We start from the raw sequence: 18,171 nt of genomic DNA, 5'->3' as shown, positions 1-18,171 counted from the left end.
CGGCAGCGCCAGCAGCTCCATGCACCGGCGCACCCTCAGCGAGCGGCTGCACCTGGACCTGCCGCTGCTCGGGGGGCTCATCCTGCTGGCCGGCATCAGTCTCGTGGTGCTCTACAGCGCCGGCGGCCAGGACTCCGGCCTGCTGGTGCGCCAGGGCCTGCGCCTCGGGCTGGCCCTGGGGGTGATGTTCGCCCTGGCCCAGGTGCCGCCGCACCAGTACCGCCACTGGACACCATGGCTCTACGGGCTCGGGCTGCTGCTGCTGGTGCTGGTGGAGGTGGCGGGCGACGTGGGCAAGGGCGCCCAGCGCTGGCTCGATCTGGGCCTGTTCCGGTTCCAGCCCTCGGAGATAATGAAGATCGCCCTGCCGCTGATGGTGGCGCGCCTGCTCAGCAATCACACCCTGCCGCCGGACTGGCGCTCCCTGGTCCAGGCCGGCGTGGCCATCGCCCTGCCGGTGGCGCTCATCGCCCGCCAGCCGGATCTCGGCACCGCCCTCCTGGTGGCCAGCTCCGGGGTGTTCGTCGTGCTCCTGGCGGGCCTGCGCTGGCGCCTGGTGGGCGGCTTCGCCCTGCTGGCCGCGGCCCTGGCGCCGGTGCTGTGGATGTTCATGCACGACTACCAGCGCCAGCGGGTGCTGACCCTGCTGGACCCGGAGCGCGACCCGCTGGGTACCGGCTACCACATCATCCAGTCGAAGATCGCGGTGGGCTCCGGCGGCCTGTACGGCAAGGGCTGGCTCAACGGCACCCAGTCCCACCTGGATTTCCTGCCCGAGCGCTCCACCGACTTCATCTTCGCCGTCTACGGCGAGGAGTTCGGGATGCTGGGCGCGCTGCTCCTGCTGGCGGTGTTTCTCTACGTGGTCTACCGCGGGCTGTGGATAGCCCTCCAGGCCCAGGACAGCTTCGGGCGCCTGGTGGGCGGCAGCCTGGTCCTGACCTTCTTCGTCTATCTGTTCGTCAACATGGGCATGGTCATCGGGCTGCTGCCCGTGGTGGGTGTGCCGCTGCCGCTCATCAGCTACGGCGGCACGTCGCTGGTGACCCTGATGGCCGGATTCGGCATCCTCATGTCCATCCATACCCACCGCAAGCTCCTGGCCGGCTGAGGCGGCCCGGTGCGGCCATTGGGACAGCGCCGGGGGCGCCGGCCGCGGCATCAATCTCAAGCCATTCATCAGCGTTCACTGATAACTGATTGTCTTGGCTTCAGATTGGCGTTGATTTATCCTCCTGTAAACAGCCGGCAACCCGGATTCCGCCGGGACCGGCTCCGATTCAGCCTTCCAGGAGCCTGATACCATGCCGGGCGCCCATCGCCGACTCTCCCTGACCGCCGCCGTGCTGCTCTCCTCCCTCATCGGCGCCTGCGCCGGCACCGGCAGCGCGGAGAAGGCGCCCGCGGCCGCCGCCCCGGAGCGCCCCCCGGTGCCGGAGGTGCCCGCCGAGGAGGTCCGGGCCCAGATCGCCGTGTTCGTGGACGAGCTCGCCCGGGCCCACGGCTTCGACCGCGACGAAGTCGCCGCGCTCATCGACAGCGCCGACGTGCGCGAGGACATCCTCGCCGCCATGACCCGGCCCGCCGAGGCCAAGCCCTGGTACCGCTACCGGCCCATATTCCTCACCGCCGACCGCATCCGCGACGGGGTCGCGTTCTGGAGCGCGAACGCCGCGCTGCTCGAACGCGCCGAGGCGCAGTACGGGGTCCCGCCGGCGATCATCACCGCCATCATCGGCGTGGAGACCAGCTACGGCCGCATCACCGGCCGCCACCGGGTGCTCGACGCCCTGGTGACCCTCGGCTTCCACTACCCGCCCCGTGCCGCCTTCTTCCGCAGCGAGCTGGGCGAGTTCCTGCTGCTGGCGCGCGAGGAGGGGCTCGACCCCCAGAGCGTCACCGGTTCCTACGCCGGTGCCATGGGCAAGGGCCAGTTCATCTCCAGCAGCTACCGCCACTACGCCGTTGACTTCGACGGCGACGGCCGCCGCGACCTGCTCGGCAGCAACGCCGATGCCATCGGCAGCGTGGCCAACTACTTCCGCGAGCACGGCTGGCGCACCGGCGAGGCCGTGGCGGTACCGGCGCAGGTCAGCGGCGAGCCCGCGCCGGCGCTGGCGGGCGAGCGGCTGAAACCCACCCACACGGTGGCGGATCTGCGTGCCGCCGGGGTCGAGCCCGCCACCGCCCTCCCCGGCGCGGCGCCGGCCACCCTCATCACCCTGGAGCAGGAGAACGGCCCTGAGTACTGGGTGGGGCTCACCAATTTCTACGTCATCACCCGCTACAACCGCAGCCCGCTCTACGCCATGGCCGTCTACCAGCTGAGCGAGGCGCTGCGGGAAGCCCGCGCCAGGGGGGAGACCCCGCGATGAGACCCCGCCTCCAGCCGGCCCTGTACGCCCGCATCGCACTGTTGCTGCTGCCCGTTCTCCTCGGCGCCTGCGCCGGTCCCGGCGCCCCGCGGGGGCCGCTGTCCGACGGACCGCCCCGCAGCGACGTGGACATCAGCGCCATTCCCGACGCGGTGCCCCGCGCCGAGCCGCGCAGCCGCTACGGCAATCCCGACAGCTACGTGGTCGACGGCCGCCGCTACCGCGTCATGGACACCGATGCCGGCTACGTGGAGCGGGGCATCGCCTCCTGGTACGGCAGCAAGTTCCACGGCCGCCTCACCTCCACCCGCGAACCCTACGACATGTACACCATGACCGCGGCGCACAAGACCCTGCCGCTGCCCACCTATGCCCGGGTGACCAACCTGCGCAACGGCCGCTCGGTGGTGGTGCGCATCAACGACCGCGGGCCGTTCGTGGACAACCGCATCATCGACCTCTCCTACGTGGCGGCGAAGAAGCTGGACATCATCGCCGAGGGTACCGGCCTGGTGGAGGTGCGGGTGCTGAATCCGGACGGGGAGACGCCGGTCACGCGCGTGGCCCGCAACGATCCCGCCCCGCCGCCGCCAGCGGAGCCCCCGGGCGCCGGATTCATCCCGGCGGCCCGGGCCGCGCCCGCGGCGGCCGGCGATCCGCAGGTGTACCTGCAGGTGGGCGCCTTCGCCGATCGCGGCAACGCCAACAGCCTGGCCCGGCGGCTGGCCGACCGGCTCGGCACCGACATCCGCATCCACCCCGCCCAGAGCGGTGCGCGCACCCTCTACCGGGTCCGCATCGGGCCGCTCGGCTCGGTGGCGGACGTGGACCGGCTCAGCGCCCGGGTCGCGGCGCTGGGCCTCGAGTCGCCCCACGTGGTGGTGGAGTAGGCGGTTGGCACAACTCCGCCGTCAGGGAGTAGAATACCCGACCTGACCGATGGCCGTGGAAACGGCCTCCTGCGCGAAAACGCCCGTTTCCGGGCGCTTCCGCGCCTCTGGATGATTCCTGTCAACCCAACCACTGCTGAGAGGGTCGCGATGCACTGGATTGCCCACGCCCTGCTTTCCGCCCGGTACCGCTGGCTGGCCGCCACCCTGCTGGTGCTCCTGGCGCAGCCGTTGTGGGCCGCCACGCCCATCCCCTCGGCGCCGAGCATCGCCGCCAAGGCCTATATCCTGCAGGACTACGACAGCGGGCGGGTCATCGCCGAATCCAGCGCCGACGAGCGGGTGGAGCCGGCCAGCCTCACCAAGATGATGACCGCCTACGTGGTCTCCAACGAGCTGCGCAACAGCCACCTCAAGCTCACCGACATGGTGCGCATCAGCGAGAAGGCGTGGCGCGCCGAAGGCTCGCGCATGTTCGTGGAGGTGAACACCAGCGTCTCGGTGGAGGATCTGCTGCGCGGGGTGATCATCCAGTCGGGCAACGACGCCTGCATCGCGCTCGCCGAGCACATCGCCGGCAGCGAGGAGGCCTTCGCCGAGATGATGAATGCCCAGGCCCGGCGCCTCGGCATGAGCCACACCCACTTCGTCAACAGCACCGGCCTGCCCGATCCCGAGCACTACACCACCGCCCGGGACCTGGCCACCCTCAGCATCGCTCTCATCCGCGACTTCCCGGACCACTACAATTGGTACTCCGAGCGCGACTTCACCTACAACGACATCACCCAGCACAACCGCAACACCCTGCTGTGGTGGGACAAGACCGTGGACGGCATCAAGACCGGCCACACCTCCAGTGCCGGCTACTGCCTGGCCGCCTCGGCGCTCAAGGAGGGCATGCGCCTGGTGAGCGTGGTCCTGGGCACCGACAGCGAGAAGGCCCGCGCCCGCGAGAGCCAGAGCCTGCTCACCTACGGTTTCCGCTTCTTCGAGACCCACCGCCTCTACCAGGCGGGCCAGTCGCTGGCCGACCACCGCCTGTGGATGGGCGCCCAGGACACCCTGCCCGTCGGACTGGAGCGGGATCTGTTCGTCACCATTCCCCGCGGCCAGTACGACAGCCTCCAGGCCAGCCTCACCATCGACAACCATGTGGAGGCGCCCGTGACCCGCGGCACCCGCTACGGCACCGTGAACGTCTCCCTCAACGGCCAGCCCGTGGCCGAAGCGCCGCTGGTGGCCCTGGCGGATGTGGAGGAGGGTGGCATCTGGCGCCGGTTCGTGGACTGGGTGACCCTGCTTTTCTACCGCTTGTGGAGCTGAATGGCGGGGTTTCCCGCTGATTGGTGATTGAGGGCAGGCCCGGGCGGCACCCGCCCCGGAGCCCGCCGAACCGTCGGGCCGGTTCCATCCCGGCCCGTCACGTCATGACTTCAGGCAGCGCAGGTTAACCATCGATTCATGTCCATCGTTTATCTCAATGGCGAGTTCCTCCCCGCGGAGCAGGCCCACGTGCCGGTGCTCGATCGCGGGTTCCTGTTCGGCGACGGCGTCTACGAGGTGGTGCCCGCCTACGGTGGGCGTCTTCTGCGCCTGGAGCAGCACCTGGCGCGCCTGGAGCAGAGCCTGGCGGGCATCCGCATGAGCCCGCCCCTGGAACGGGAGGCCTGGGCGCGGATCCTGGAGGAGCTCATCCGCCGCAACGACGGTGATACCGACATCTCGGTCTACCTGCAGGTGACCCGCGGCGTGGCGCCCAAGCGCGACCACGCCTTCCCCGCCGAGGTCCGCCCCACCGTCTTCGCCATGACCAGCCCCATCCCGCCGGTACCGGCACGGGTCCTGGAAGAGGGCGTTGCGGCCATCACCCTGGACGACATCCGCTGGTCCTACTGCAACATCAAGGCCATCACCCTGCTGCCCAATGTGCTGCTGCGCCAGCAGGCGGTGGACAGCGGCGCGGCGGAGGCCATCCTGATTCGCGACGGGCACGCCATCGAGGGTTCCGCCAGCAACCTGTTCGTGGTGCTGGAGGGGGTCATCGTCACCCCGCCCCTGGGCCCGCAGCTGCTGCCGGGGATTACCCGGGACCTGGTGCTGGAGCTGTGCGCCCGCCACGGCCTGCCGCACCGGGAGGCCGCCATCACCGAGGCCGAGCTGCGCGGCGCCCGGGAGATCTGGGTCACCAGCTCCACCAAGGAGGTGGTTCCGGTCACCCGGCTGGACGGTCAGCCCGTGGGCGACGGCAGCCCCGGCCCCGTGTGGCGCAACGTCATCGGCCTCTACCAGGACCACAAGGCGGCCCTGCGCGAAGGGCGCGCCGCCTGACACCACGCGAGGCGGAGGACCATGGGCGACACCCCCGAGACCCTGCTGGAGTTTCCCTGCGACTTCCCCATCAAGGTGATGGGGGCGGCGGCCGAGGACTTCGACGCCCTGGTGGTGGAGCTCATCCGCCGCCACGTGGATGACCTGGCCGAGGGCGGCGTGCAGACCCGCCCCAGCAGCGGCGGCCGCTACCTCTCCGTCACCGTGACCATCCGCGCCACCAGCCGCGCCCAGCTCGACCGCGTCTACCAGGAGCTCAGCGGCCACGAGCGGGTGCTGATGGTGCTCTGAGAAACTTTTTTAATAGACAGGATTTACAGGACAAGTTTTATCCACAGATTACGCAGATTACGCGGATTTGTTTTCAACCATCGGCTGCTCCGGGGTGAACCGGTGCCAGTTTTCCCGACCTGTCACCCTGGCGGCACCCATCGACGCCATATCGAACCCGGCCTCAAGAACCGCGGACCCGGAAAACCCGGGAAATACATCTGTGTAATCTGCGTAATCTGCGGTTAAACAGATCTTTTTGCTTCCTGTGAATCCAGAAAATTCCCATTTCTCAGACAGTACGTGATAAATAGTCATCCATGAGCACGAAGAACGGGCTCCGCGTCCGGCGGCTGGGGCGGACCGGGTACCGGCCCACGTGGGAGGCGATGCGGGCCTTCACCGACGGGCGCGGGCCGGAGACGCCCGACGAGCTGTGGCTGACCGAGCACCCGCCGGTCTTCACCCTCGGCCAGGCGGGCAAGCCCGAGCATCTGCTGGATCCGGGCGCCATCCCGGTCATCCGGGTGGATCGCGGGGGACAGGTGACCTACCACGGGCCGGGGCAGGTGATGGCCTACCTGCTGCTGGACCTGAAGCGGCGCGGGCTCGGCGTGCGGGAGCTGGTGGAACGGCTGGAGCAGGCGGTCATCGGCCTGCTGGCGGCGCACGGCATCGAGGCCCATGGCCGCCGCGACGCCCCCGGCGTCTACGTGGGCCCGGCCAAGATCGCCGCCCTCGGCCTGCGGATCCGCCACGGCCGCAGCTACCACGGCCTCAGCCTCAACGTGGCCATGGATCTCGAGCCCTTCGGCCGCATCAACCCCTGCGGCTACCCGGGCCTGGAGGTGACCCAGCTCAGCGCTCTGGGCGGCCCCGCGGAGCCGGAGCGGGTGGCGGACGAGCTCGCCGCCCACCTGGCCCGGGTGCTGGAGGCGGACGAGGTGGCCATGGAGTGACTGGCAACTGGCACTGAACCCTGTGCCGCCCCGATGCTCAAAACATCCTGACCGACCGGAAATATCCCGTTGTCCCTGTCGCTGTCCCCGCTGCCGGGAGCACGGGCAGGGCTGCCGAGAAGCGAGACACGCATGGCCGATGACGACAAGACCCGCGAGCCCACCCGCGAGCGCGGTGCGGCGAAGACCGCCCGCATCCCGGTGAAGGTGGTGCCCACCGAGCAGCCGCCGCGCAAGCCCGCCTGGATCCGCGCCCGGCACCACGGCAGCCCCAAGGTCGTGCAGCTGAAGAAGATCCTGCGGGAGAACCAGCTCCATACCGTGTGCGAGGAGGCGGCCTGCCCCAACCTGGGCGAGTGCTTCGGTCACGGCACCGCCACGTTCATGATCATGGGCGACATCTGCACCCGCCGCTGCCCCTTCTGCGACGTGGCCCACGGCCGTCCCGAGGCCCTCGACCCCGAGGAGCCCCGCAACCTCGGCCGGACCGTGGCCGCCATGGGCCTCTCCTACGTGGTCATCACCTCCGTGGACCGGGACGACCTGGCGGACGGGGGCGCGGCCCACATCGCCGCCTGCGTGCAGGCGGTGCGGGACCGGAGCCCGGGCATCCGGGTGGAGACCCTCGTTCCGGATTTCCGCGGCCGCATGGAGGTGGCGCTGGAGGCGCTGGGCCGGTTCCCGCCCGATGTCTTCAACCACAACCTGGAAACCGTCCCGCGCCTCTACCGCGAGGCCCGGCCCGGCGCCGACTACCACTGGTCGCTGGAGTTGCTGCAGCGGTTCAAGGCCCGCTTCCCGGAGATCCCCACCAAGTCCGGGCTGATGCTCGGCCTGGGCGAGGAGCTGAACGAGGTGGAGGCGGTGCTGCGCGACCTGCGCGCCCACGGGGTGGAGATGCTGACCCTGGGCCAGTATCTCCAGCCCAGCCGCCACCACCTGCCGGTGCGCCGCTTCGTCACCCCCGACGAATTCCACGGGCTGGGCGAACTGGCACGCTCACTGGGCTTCAGCCGCGTGGCCAGCGGCCCGATGGTGCGCTCCTCCTACCACGCCGACCTGCAGGCGGCCGGGGAGACGGTGGAGTAGGGCCGTGCGGAACGACCGCAGGGATTACGGGGCCAGGCGCGGGGGATGTCGCCTCAGGAGCCGGTCCGCTCCGTGACGAGGCCGTTCTTCTGCAGCACACGGTAGACCTTCCGGCTGGTCTTCGCGAGACGGTCCAGGTCGCCGAGGGTGGGCTGCGCGCCCTCCTCCAGCCGGTACTCCCATTCGGTCAGCTCCAGGTCCAGGTACTCCAGCAGCTTCACCGAGCAGCCATGACAGATCCCCGTGCACAGGATGTCCGCGGGGGTGTCGAAGGGAATCGCCTCGCGAACCTGGCGGATCAGGTCGCCCATGGCGGTGCGGGTATCGGGTTTCACGCGGCTGATCGACGGCCTGTCTGCCCAGTGGGAGCCCAGTTTAACGCCGTGTCACCCGGGGAGGACAGCAACCGGCCGCCACCGCCCTCGTCATCGGGCCGACGGATCGACTCCCCCCGCCCGGTGGCTCCAGCCCGGGCGGGGAGCTTTCATCAAAGCCGATCCTTGAGCTTCCGCGCCAGCGCCTCCACCGCCTCGGTGCGGTTCGCCGCCCCGGGCACGTCGGGACCCACGCTGCTGTAGCTCAGGGAGACGGTCCGGCCCGTCTGGACCCACTCCACATCAACCCCCCCCAGGGGATGGACCTGGATGAAACCCCTGTCGACGAAACCGAGAGACCGGGCGTCGGCCGGCGCCCTGTAGTAGCGCGCGCCGCTCCAGACCCGGGCCTGCAGCAACTGGTTGGAACTCCCGCTGTCCCAGGTCCAGAGGCACTCGCCCAGCATGTTCTGATCCAGCACCGGCGTCCCCGCCTGGGGGCGCGCCGGGTTGCCGAACAGCGCGGAGGCATCCGCCTGGGTGACGATCGTGCACAGATCGATCCGATCGGGCGCGGAGCCGGCGGTGGCCCCTTTGCCCGAGTCGCTGTCGTCGACGCAACCGGCCAGGGCCAGCATCAACGCCCAGCACGCCACACCTCTGCGCGGATTCATGGACCGCCCCACTGCCCTGAGCATCAGCGGGCCCGACCCGCCGCCGTGGCCTCCGGCACCTCCACCAGCCTGCCGCTCTTCACGTCGTAGATGTAGCCGTAGATGGGGATGTCGGAGGGCACCAGGGGGTGGTTGCGGATCCGGGTGACGTCCTCCACCACGCTGGTGGGATTGTCCCTGATGGTGAGCCAGTCGATGTAGTTGCCCTCGGTGGAGCCGGGACCTGCACCGGAGTCGTGCCAGCCGCTGGCGTCCACGCTGGCGGTCTTCAGGCTGCTGGCGAGCAGCCCGCGCATGATGTCGTCGGTGAAGGTCTCCATGCCGCAGTCGGTGTGGTGGATGACGAACCACTCGCGGGTGCCGAGCAGCTTGTAGGAGATGACCAGGGAGCGGATGGCGTCATCGCTGGCGCGCCCGCCGGCGTTGCGGATCACGTGGGCGTCGCCCTCGGACAGGCCGGCGTACTTGGCCGGGTCGAGGCGGGCGTCCATGCAGGTGAGGATGGCGAAGTGCCGGCCCGGCGGCATGGGCAGATCGGCCTTGGCGCCGAAGTCGGAGACGTACTCGGCATTGGCGGTCATGACTTCATTGAGAATCTGGCTCATGGTTCATTCCTCCATCGTTAAAGTAGCGTGCGGTCCTGCCTGGGGACCGCCTCGGTTGTCTCCCGCCCGGCGGCTGGCCGGGATGTGGCTGCGAGATAGGTGGGCCTGGCGGATGTTGCCATTCCGGAATCCGGTCACGGGGAGCATGGCGGGCTTCCCTGGCGGCAGGCCGCCTCTATCCCTGCAGTGCTCCGGCTGTATCCCGGATACGGCCGTGCGCCACCCAGTGTAGTGGTTCACGCGTGGAGATGCTTGCAGAGCCTCCGAAAACGTCAGGGCAAGGCGCGGCGCACAGGCAATGGCCCCTGGCCCTTGTCCAGCGCTGCAACGCCGTCATGGCGTTTTCGGCAGGCTCCCTGCGGGCGGGCCGCTGGCCGGCCCTCCGCGGCGTTGCGCTTGGCCGAAAAGGGGCCTTCCTGCGCAACCGCGCCTTGCACCTGACCGGGCGGTGGTACGCAGAAAGTGCCTCCGGGCGTGAAACGCCACACTGGAATGTCTAGCCCAATAGTCGGAAATTGTGAAGCCGCCCCGCCCGGATTCGATCATCACAAAACCTCCGGAGTGTGCGATCCTTGGTCACCCGACACTCCTCAGTGCCCATGGATAGCGCCCTTCTCCAGCCTCTGCTCCACTGGCTCAGCGCCCACCCGACGCTCGCGGGGCTGGCGGTGTTCGCCATCGCCATGGGCGAGTCGCTGGCCATCGTCGGGCTGTTCGTTCCGGGCGTGGTGCTGATGTTCGGCATCGGCGCCCTGGTCTCCACCGGCGCGATGGATCTCGCCGCCACGCTCGCCTGGGCCTTCACCGGCGCGGTGGCCGGCGACGGCCTGAGCTACTGGCTGGGACGCCGCTACCACGGCCAGCTGCGGGAAAGATGGCCATTCCGCAGCCGGCCGGGACTGCTCGCCCGCGGCGAGGCGTTCTTCCGCCGCCATGGCGGCAAGAGCGTACTTCTGGGCCGGTTCGTGGGGCCCATCCGGCCGGTGATACCACTGGTGGCGGGAATGCTGGACATGCCCGCGTCGCGCTTCTTCCTGGTCAACATCCTCTCGGCGCTGGCCTGGGCGCCCGCCTACCTGCTGCCCGGCGTCATCTTCGGCGCCTCCCTGGATCTGGCCGCCGAGGTGGCCACGCGACTGGCGGTGCTGCTGGTGACGGCGGTGGCGGTGCTGTGGCTCTCCGGCTGGCTGGTGCGCCGCGTCTTCCTCTATCTCCAGCCCCGCACCGGGCGGATCATCGACCGGGCACTGGCCTGGAGCGACCGCCACCCGGTCCTGGGCCACCTCACCGCGGCACTGGTGGATCCGCGCCATCCCGAGAGCCGGGCCCTGCTGCTGTTCGCGGGGGTCCTGGTCGCGGCCGGCTGGGTCTTCGTCTGGGTGCTGGCGGAGGTGGCGGGCGGCGTGGAACTGGCCACCCTCAACGACCGTGTCTACCACCTCGCCCAGGGGCTGCGCACCCCCTGGGCCGACCAGGTGCTGGTGGTCATCACCGAACTGGGGGACGCCGAGGTGCTCACCGCCCTGCTCCTCGGGGTGGCGGCCTGGCTCGGACTGCAGCGGCGCTGGCTGGCCCTCGGCCACTGGCTCGGAGCGGGGCTCTTCGCCGCGGTGGTGCCAACGCTGATGAAGTGGGCGGTGCAGGAGCCGCGGCCGGCCGCGGCGGCGGTGGACGGCTTCTCCTTCCCTTCCGGGCACACCACGGCCAGCATGGTGATCCTCGGCTTTCTGGCCGTGCTGGTGGCCCGCGAGCTGCCACCCGCCCGGCGCTGGATCGCCTATGCGGCCGGCGGACTGTCGGCCCTCGCCATCGCCCTGAGCCGGCTCTACCTGGGGGTGCACTGGTTCTCCGACGTGCTCGGCGGGATGGCCCTGGGGCTGGCCTGGGTCGCACTGCTGGGCATCGCCTACCGCCGCCATCCGGCGCCGGCGGTCTCCCTGGCCGGGCTGGTGACGGTCTCGATCCTGGTCCTGGGGGTGGCGGGCCTCTGGCACGTGGAGCGCAGCCTGGCCGGGGATCTGCGGACCTACGCACCGCGGCATCCCGTGCGCACGGCCACGGCGGCCGACTGGTGGGCTGGCCGCCTGTCCGGGCTGCCCCGCTACCGCATCGACATCGAGGGGCGGCCGGAGCATCCCCTCACGCTCCAGTGGGCCGGCGGGTTGACGGCCATCCGCGGCCGCCTCGCGGCCCACGGCTGGCACGCCGCCCCGGACACCGGCATCGGCACCCCGCTGCGCTGGCTGATTCCCGATCCCGCCATCGAACAGCTGCCAGTGCTGCCCCAGGTGCACGACGACCGCCACGGGGAACTGGTGATGCTCCGGGACCTGGACCACGATCGGCGGCGCGTCCTGCGGCTGTGGCCGGCCGACGTGGTGCTGCAGCCGGGGGATGTTCCCCTGTGGGTGGGCAACGTGGCCACCCAGTACGCCGACCGTTCCCTGCCCCTGTTCACCGTCGCGCGCACCGAGGCCGACTTCACCATGCCGGTCGCCGCCCTGGCGCGCGAACTGGCGGACACCGAGCTGCTCTGGGCGCAACCGCCCGGCGGGGATGAACCGCCACTGCTGCGGCTGCGCGAGAGCGCATTGACCGCTCCGAGCGGCGCGGAGTAACTTAACTTTCGAAAAACAGACAGGTAACCACTGCAGGGAGGGACTGACATGGAAGCGGAACACGTCTCCGCCGAACGGGGTTGGGGCTGGTACGGCAATGGCTGGCGGTTCTTCATGCGCAATCCCGGCATCTGGATCCTGCTCGTCGTCATCTACATGGCCATCAGCGTGGTGCTCGGCCTGATCCCCCTCCTCGGCGGGCTGATCAACGCCCTGCTGGGCCCGGCGCTGTTCGGCGGGCTGCTCTACGGCTGTGCCCGCCTGGAAGCGGGCGAGCCCCTGGAGGTGGCCCACCTGTTCCAGGCATTCCGCGACTCCGGGCGCACCGGCCCGATGCTGGTGCTCGGCGCCATCACCCTGGCCGGCGCGCTGCTGGCGCTGTTGCTGGGCGGCGGACTGATGTTCGGCGGCATGTACGGCACCCACATGATGGGTGAGGGTGGTCCCGGCATGGCCGCGGGCGCCATGTCCGGTCTCGGCCTGCTGGGATTGCTGGTCATCCTGGCCATCAACCTGGTGGTGGCCATGGCGCTGTTCTACGCCACGCCGCTGGTGATGCTCGAGGGCATGGCGCCCGTGGACGCCATGAAGGCCAGCATCGGCGGCTGCCTGCGCAACATCGTGCCGCTGCTGCTGTTCGGCATCCTCTTCATCGTCCTGGCGTTCCTGGCCGCCATTCCCCTGGCGCTGGGCTTCTTGGTGCTGATCCCGGTGGGTGTGGGCGCGGTCTACCAGAGCTATCGCGAGGTGTTCCCGGGCCGGCCGGCGGCACCGGAGACGGCGCCCCGGGTCCCGCCGCCCCCGCCGCAGGGATAAGCCCCGGCACTGCATGGCCGCCCCCCCGGACATCGGAGAGGGACAGGCCGGCACCGCAAACGGAGGGCGTCCGGGCCCTTTTCAGGTCCTGGCGCCCTGGGGGTGAAGCGGGTGGCTATTCGCTGCCGTAGCCCCAGCGTGGCGCCAGGGCCTGCTCGATGCCGAGCTGGTCGAGGATCCGGGCCACGACGAAATCCACCAGGTCCTCCACCCGCTGCGGATGGTGGTAGAAGCCGGGACTGGCCGGAAGGATGGTCACGCCCAGGCGGGCGAGCTTGAGCATGTGCTCCAGGTGGATGGCCGACAGCGGAGTTTCGCGCGGGACGAGGATGAGTCGCCGGCCTTCCTTGAGCATCACGTCGGCGGCCCGCTCGATGAGGTTGTTGCTGGCGCCCGTGGCGATGGCGGAGAGCGTCCCGGTGGAGCAGGGACACACGACCATCGCCGGCACCCCGGCCGAACCGCTGGCCACCGGTGCGGTCCACTGCTCGCGGCCGAACACCCGCAGCTGCCCGGGCGCGGCGGCGTAGCGCTCCGCCAGGAACGCCTCCATCGCCTCGGGCCGCCCCGGGACCTGCAGATCGGTTTCCGTGGCCAGCACCACCTGCGCCGGGGCGGAAACCATCAGGTAGACCGGGCGCCCGGCCCGGATCAGGCACTCCAGCAGCCGCAATCCGTAGGGCGCGCCAGAGGCCCCGGTCATGGCCAGGGCCACCGCGTGGCGCGGCTCAGTGGGCCGGGTCATCGCCACCTCCCTCCGCCAGGGCCGCCAGCAGCCGCTCATGGATACCGCCGAAGGCGCCGTTGCTCATCACCAGCACGTGGTCTCCGCTGCGGGCCTCGGCCAGCACCGCGTCGACCAGGCCCTGCAGCTCGGCATAGACGGCCGCACGGCCTCCCAGCGCCCCGGCCACGGTCTCGATATCCCAGCCCAGCCCGGGCGGCTGGAACAGGTAGACCCGGTCGGCCGCGGCCAGCGCGGGCGCCAGCCGCTCCCGGTGCACGCCCATGCGCATGGTATTGGAGCGCGGCTCGAGCACCGCCAGGATACGGGCCCCGTCCACGCGCCGGCGCAGCCCCTCCAGGGTGGTGGCGATGGCCGTGGGGTGGTGGGCGAAATCGTCGTACACGGTCACGCCGCCCGCCTCGCCGCGCACCTGCATGCGCCGGGCCACGCCCCGGAACTCCCCGAGAGCCGCCACGGCATGGTGCGCCGGGACCCCCGCGTGGCGGGCCGCCGCGATGGCGGCGAGGGCGTTGCGGACGTTGTGCCGCCCCAGCATGCCCCACTCCACCCGGCCCACCCGCTCGGTGCCGCACATCACGTCGAAGGCGCTGCCGTCAGCCGCACCACCCTCCGCCCGCCACAAGGCGCCGGGGCCGCCGAGCAACTCCACCGGGCTCCAGCAGCCCTGCGCCAGCACCTCGTCCAGGGCCGGCTCGTCGTTGGGCGCGATGATGAGCCCGCTGCCGGGAACCGTCCGCACCAGGTGGTGGAACTGGCGTTGGATGGCAGCCAGGTCGGGAAAGATATCGGCGTGATCGAATTCCAGGTTGTTGAGCACCGCGGTACGCGGCCGGTAGTGGACGAACTTGGAGCGCTTGTCGAAAAAGGCGCTGTCGTACTCATCGGCCTCCACCACGAAGAACGGCGTCTCACCCAGGCGCGCGGTGACCCCGAAATTCGCGGGCACGCCGCCGATCAGGAACCCGGGCGCCATGCCCGCGTACTCCAGGATCCAGGCCAGCATGCTGGCGGTGGTGGTCTTGCCGTGAGTGCCCGCCACCGCCAGCACCCAGCGCCCGGCGAGCACCTGTTCGGCCAGCCACTGCGGCCCCGAGGTGTAGGGCAGGCCGCGATCGAGCACCGCCTCCACCTCCGGATTGCCGCGCGAAAGCGCGTTGCCCACCACCACGCAGTCGGGCGCCGGGTCGAGGTTGGCGGCCGCGTAGCCCTCGCGGATGGCGATGCCCGCTTCGCGCAGCTGGGTGCTCATGGGCGGGTAGACCCCGGCATCCGAGCCGGTCACGGTGTGGCCAAGCTCACGGGCCAGGCGCGCCAGGCCGCCCATGAAAGTACCGCAGATACCCAGGATGTGTACGTGCAAGAGAAGTCTCCGCCAATCAGGCAGTCGGCGGGAAGAGGACCGACATCACCACGAAACTCACCACGAAATAGGCCAGCGACAACCACATCGCCCGACCCGGCGTCACCTCGAGGGTTCGCCGCATGACATGCACCAGGACCGCCAGGTTCCAGAACATGAGCACGATCACGATGAGCGCCGGAATCGATGCGTCACCGCCGCTCTTCCCGATGGTGTCCAGTGAGGCCATGGCCGGCAGGGCGAATATCGTGAACAGGATGCCGGTCCCGGCCAGGGCGGTGAGCGTCTGCGGCAGTCGATTGATCAGCCCCCGCCAGCGCAGGACGATCTGCACGAAGGCCACCAGCAGCAGGAGATCCACCAACACCTGGAGCACCGCCGTGAAGGGCGGGAGGCTGATGGCCGACAGGGGATAGCCCACCGCGGCGTAGGCGGCCATCGTGGCAACGGTCCAGCGCAGGTCGCCGGGCATATCCTCGGGACCACGGCGGAACCACATGATCTCGAGACAGGTATAGAGCAGTCGCAGCATGAACAACCTCGGATAGAGAGGCGGGACCGGGCGGTGAGAACCGACCGAACCCTCCCCACGCACCCGTCCGGTTCGTCACGGAACGGGGTGCGCTTCGTGCGGGGACGACATCCGGCTACAGGCCCTCATCCGACTGTCCGTTTGGCAAGCGGGACGCTGCAGAGTTCCCGCCGCGGCAGGCATCGGCCGGGCCCATTGCCACCAGGAAGCGATCCATCAACGGCCGTCGGCGCGCTGGCGGGGCGAACCGCCCGCCGCAACGTCCATCGCGTTCGCTGGAATCATACCCCATGCATGGCGGGAATGAACGGCGCCGATATCCGGACCGTTGATTTCTGCACGAGGCCGTTGGCCTTGCTCCCACAGGAGCAAGGGCCGGCCTGGAATGGAGCGGCATCCCGCGTCGGGCACGGGATGCCAGGCGTGGCGGGGGTCAGCGCCGCTTCGGTGCCGCTCTCTTCGGCGCGGCCTTCTTCGGCGCGGCCTTCTTCGGCGCGGCCTTCTTCGGCGCGGCCTTCTTCGGTGCCGCCTTCTTCGGTGCGGCCTTCTTCGGCGCCGCCTTCTTCGGCGCCGCCTTCTTCGGGGCCGCCTTCTTCGGGGCCGCCTTCTTCGGGGCCGCCTTCTTCGGGGCCGCCTTCTTCGTGGCCGCCTTCTTCGTGGCCGCCTTCTTCGGCGCGGCCTTCTTCGGCGCGGCCTTCTTCGGCGCGGCCTTCTTCGGCGCGGCCTTCTTCGGCGCGGCCTTCTTCGGCGCCGCCTTCTTCGGCGCGGCCTTCTTCGGCGCCGCCTTCTTCGGGGCCGCCTTCTTCGGGGCGGCCTTCTTCGGGGCGGCCTTCTTCGGCGCGGCCTTCTTCGGCGCGGCCTTCTTCGGCGCGGCCTTCTTCGGCGCGGCCTTCTTCGGCGCGGCCTTCTTCGGTGCGGCCTTCTTCGGCGCCGCCTTCTTCGGGGCCGCCTTCTTCGGGGCCGCCTTCTTCGGCGCCGCCTTCTTCGGGGCCGCCTTCTTCGGGGCCGCCTTCTTCGGGGCCGCCTTCTTCGGGGCCGCCTTCTTCGGGGCGGCCTTCTTCGGCGCGGCCTTCTTCGGGGCCGCCTTCCTCTTCGGTGCCGCGGCTGTCGCTGCCGCCTCACCACCCACAGTCTTCGTAGTATCGTCCTCTCGTGCCATCTTCGCCGCCTCCGCCACCTTGTTGGCCAGATCGGTCAGGGTCACTTCGCTCTTGCTCTCCGCCGGCACCTCCTCCACCACCGGGGTCACCGGAATCTCGGGGAGATTCCGGATGACCTTGTCGATAGCCTTGGCGATGTCGCGGATTTCACCCATGCCCTGGACCACCCGTATGCGCCCCTGCTGCCGGTAGTACTCCACCAGGGGCTTGGTCTGCGCCTCGAAGGCGCGAATCCGGTTGGTGATGGTCTCCTCGTTGTCGTCCGCGCGATGCCGGAGATTGCCTCCGCACTTGTCGCAGATATCGCCCAGTCGGGACGGGGAGGTGTAGATGTTGAATGCCGCTCCGCAGGAGATGCAGGTGCGGCGGCCGGTCAGCCGCTCGATGAGCATCTCCGGATCGACCTGGATCAGCAGGGCTGCCTGCAGCGGCTGGCCCAGTTCGTTGAGAAGGTTGTCCAGGGATTCGGCCTGGGCCGCGGTGCGCGGAAAGCCGCTGAAGAGAAATCCGTTGTTGGTGTCGTCGCGGGAGAGCCGTTCCCGGATGATGGGGAACAGGATATCGTCCGGCAGGGTGCCGGTCTCGGTCGCCGCCTTGGCCTGCTGTCCAAGCGGTGTATCCGCGGCGATGACCTCGCGCACGAGTTCCGCGGTGACGATGACCGGGATACCGTGTTTCTGCGCCACCTGCTTCGCCTGGGTATCCTTGCCGGACCCAGGGGCCCCCAGCAATGCAATTCTCATTTGGTGACTCCGCAGCCGAACACCCTCTGACTGGCGTCTGGGCGGGAGAACTCCCCCCCATGCGTCGGCGTTAATGGACGGGCCGTTTCATGCTGTCGTTATAGGCCCATATATAATTTGCATTGCAGACGCATATTGTCGACGACTAAGCTACCGTTGGCCGCCTGGCAAGTCAACGAAGTTTATGAAATAGATTGGCTTTTGGGTTAGTGTACTGCGCCACGATTCAAGACACGTCCACACCCTGCCGGGAAAAGGCACTTTCGACCATGACATCGATCCCGAATTTCACCGACACCGAGCTGTGGATCATCCGTACCACGCTCAAGGAACGTTACGGCCGGGAGCCGGAGCTGCAGTTCGCCGATGCCGAGCTGCGCCTGGATCCCATCAAGCCCGTGCTCACCGAATGCCCCACCGTGGTCTGGCAGGGCCACGACGCCACATTCGCCATCTTCAAGACCGGCGAGGGCCGCTATCGCGCGCAGTTCTTCTACAATGTCCGCGAACAGTACGGCACCGGCGTCGATGAGTTCGGCGATATCTCCGAGTGCGTCACCACCCTGCTCCAGACCCAGGCCGATCAGTACAGCAACCGGCAGAGCTAGGGGAACCACCGACGGGTCGGCAAGATTCCGCGGCAACCAATAACACATTATCCGTTACCCATCCGAGGGGGAGTTTCTC

Annotated in this window: 17 protein-coding genes and 1 pseudogene; 11 read left to right on the top strand and 7 right to left on the bottom strand. The window is 69.5% G+C overall.

Annotation, left to right across the window (positions count from 1 at the left end; genetic code table 11):
• Nucleotides 1-19 precede the first annotated feature (19 nt).
• From rodA to lipA, 8 genes are all read left to right on the top strand, one after another.
• On the top strand, nucleotides 20-1,111 hold the full coding sequence (gene rodA / locus DFQ59_RS02250) for a rod shape-determining protein RodA (protein ID WP_211314779.1): 1,092 nt from the start codon (nucleotides 20-22) through the stop codon (nucleotides 1,109-1,111).
• 193 nt (nucleotides 1,112-1,304) lie between these two features.
• Entirely contained in the window at nucleotides 1,305-2,375 is a 1,071-nt protein-coding gene (mltB, locus tag DFQ59_RS02245) for a lytic murein transglycosylase B (RefSeq protein ID WP_114278030.1), read from the top strand.
• A complete protein-coding gene (locus DFQ59_RS02240; RefSeq protein ID WP_114278029.1) occupies nucleotides 2,372-3,265 on the top strand; it encodes a septal ring lytic transglycosylase RlpA family protein in 894 nt (297 codons plus the stop codon). The genes mltB and DFQ59_RS02240 overlap by 4 nt, the downstream gene beginning before the upstream one ends.
• 150 nt (nucleotides 3,266-3,415) lie before the next feature.
• Nucleotides 3,416-4,591, top strand: a complete 1,176-nt coding sequence (locus DFQ59_RS02235; protein ID WP_114278028.1) for a D-alanyl-D-alanine carboxypeptidase family protein — start codon at nucleotides 3,416-3,418, stop codon at nucleotides 4,589-4,591.
• A gap of 138 nt (nucleotides 4,592-4,729) precedes the next feature.
• Nucleotides 4,730-5,596: a D-amino acid aminotransferase gene (locus DFQ59_RS02230; protein WP_114278027.1), complete on the top strand. Its 867-nt coding sequence runs from the start codon at nucleotides 4,730-4,732 to the stop codon at nucleotides 5,594-5,596.
• A 21-nt stretch (nucleotides 5,597-5,617) separates the two neighbouring features.
• Complete coding sequence (locus tag DFQ59_RS02225; RefSeq protein WP_114278026.1) at nucleotides 5,618-5,887, top strand: HP0495 family protein; 270 nt, start codon at nucleotides 5,618-5,620, stop codon at nucleotides 5,885-5,887.
• Between the two features lie 299 nt (nucleotides 5,888-6,186).
• Nucleotides 6,187-6,825, top strand: a complete 639-nt coding sequence (gene lipB / locus DFQ59_RS02220; RefSeq protein ID WP_114278025.1) for a lipoyl(octanoyl) transferase LipB — start codon at nucleotides 6,187-6,189, stop codon at nucleotides 6,823-6,825.
• Between the two features lie 132 nt (nucleotides 6,826-6,957).
• The gene (lipA, locus tag DFQ59_RS02215) at nucleotides 6,958-7,914 is read left to right on the top strand and encodes a lipoyl synthase (RefSeq protein ID WP_114278024.1); all 957 of its coding nucleotides are present in this window, start codon (nucleotides 6,958-6,960) and stop codon (nucleotides 7,912-7,914) included.
• A gap of 53 nt (nucleotides 7,915-7,967) precedes the next feature.
• On the opposite strand, the gene DFQ59_RS02210 is transcribed toward lipA, so the two are convergent.
• From DFQ59_RS02210 to DFQ59_RS02200, 3 genes are all read right to left on the bottom strand, one after another.
• A complete protein-coding gene (locus tag DFQ59_RS02210) occupies nucleotides 7,968-8,249 on the bottom strand; it encodes a hypothetical protein (RefSeq protein ID WP_114278023.1) in 282 nt (93 codons plus the stop codon).
• 152 nt (nucleotides 8,250-8,401) lie between these two features.
• Nucleotides 8,402-8,902: a hypothetical protein gene (locus DFQ59_RS02205; protein ID WP_147275151.1), complete on the bottom strand. Its 501-nt coding sequence runs from the start codon at nucleotides 8,900-8,902 to the stop codon at nucleotides 8,402-8,404.
• Nucleotides 8,903-8,925: 23 nt separating this feature from the next.
• The gene (locus tag DFQ59_RS02200) at nucleotides 8,926-9,507 is read right to left on the bottom strand and encodes a beta-class carbonic anhydrase (RefSeq protein ID WP_114278021.1); all 582 of its coding nucleotides are present in this window, start codon (nucleotides 9,505-9,507) and stop codon (nucleotides 8,926-8,928) included.
• Between the two features lie 599 nt (nucleotides 9,508-10,106).
• Between DFQ59_RS02200 and DFQ59_RS02195 the strand changes: the two genes are divergently transcribed.
• A complete protein-coding gene (locus DFQ59_RS02195; RefSeq protein ID WP_147275150.1) occupies nucleotides 10,107-12,125 on the top strand; it encodes a bifunctional DedA family/phosphatase PAP2 family protein in 2,019 nt (672 codons plus the stop codon).
• A 48-nt stretch (nucleotides 12,126-12,173) separates the two neighbouring features.
• Complete coding sequence (locus DFQ59_RS02190; RefSeq protein WP_114278019.1) at nucleotides 12,174-12,941, top strand: BPSS1780 family membrane protein; 768 nt, start codon at nucleotides 12,174-12,176, stop codon at nucleotides 12,939-12,941.
• A gap of 115 nt (nucleotides 12,942-13,056) precedes the next feature.
• Here DFQ59_RS02190 and DFQ59_RS02185 read toward each other — a convergent pair whose 3' ends face one another.
• The 4 genes and pseudogenes from DFQ59_RS02185 to DFQ59_RS20595 all read right to left on the bottom strand — a co-directional run.
• Nucleotides 13,057-13,686, bottom strand: coding sequence for a flavin prenyltransferase UbiX (locus DFQ59_RS02185; RefSeq protein WP_114278018.1), 630 nt, complete (start codon nucleotides 13,684-13,686; stop codon nucleotides 13,057-13,059).
• Nucleotides 13,670-15,049 carry a UDP-N-acetylmuramate:L-alanyl-gamma-D-glutamyl-meso-diaminopimelate ligase gene (mpl, locus tag DFQ59_RS02180; RefSeq protein ID WP_114278017.1) on the bottom strand — a complete coding sequence of 460 codons (1,380 nt, stop codon included), beginning with the start codon at nucleotides 15,047-15,049 and terminating at the stop codon, nucleotides 13,670-13,672. The genes DFQ59_RS02185 and mpl overlap by 17 nt, the downstream gene beginning before the upstream one ends.
• A 16-nt stretch (nucleotides 15,050-15,065) precedes the next feature.
• Nucleotides 15,066-15,581, bottom strand: coding sequence for a hypothetical protein (locus tag DFQ59_RS02175; RefSeq protein WP_114278016.1), 516 nt, complete (start codon nucleotides 15,579-15,581; stop codon nucleotides 15,066-15,068).
• A 1,270-nt stretch (nucleotides 15,582-16,851) separates the two neighbouring features.
• Nucleotides 16,852-17,484, bottom strand: a pseudogene (locus DFQ59_RS20595) (adenylate kinase); the annotation flags it as partial.
• Between the two features lie 269 nt (nucleotides 17,485-17,753).
• Here DFQ59_RS20595 and DFQ59_RS02165 point away from each other — a divergent pair.
• Entirely contained in the window at nucleotides 17,754-18,092 is a 339-nt protein-coding gene (locus DFQ59_RS02165; protein WP_114278014.1) for a hypothetical protein, read from the top strand.
• Nucleotides 18,093-18,171 lie beyond the last annotated feature (79 nt).

Origin of the sequence: Thioalbus denitrificans, assembly GCF_003337735.1 — a bacterium.
GTDB classification, from domain to species: Bacteria; Pseudomonadota; Gammaproteobacteria; order DSM-26407; family DSM-26407; genus Thioalbus; species Thioalbus denitrificans.
The sequence above is the reverse complement of the archived record's forward strand: the minus strand, read 5'-3'. Positions and strand labels throughout refer to the sequence as shown.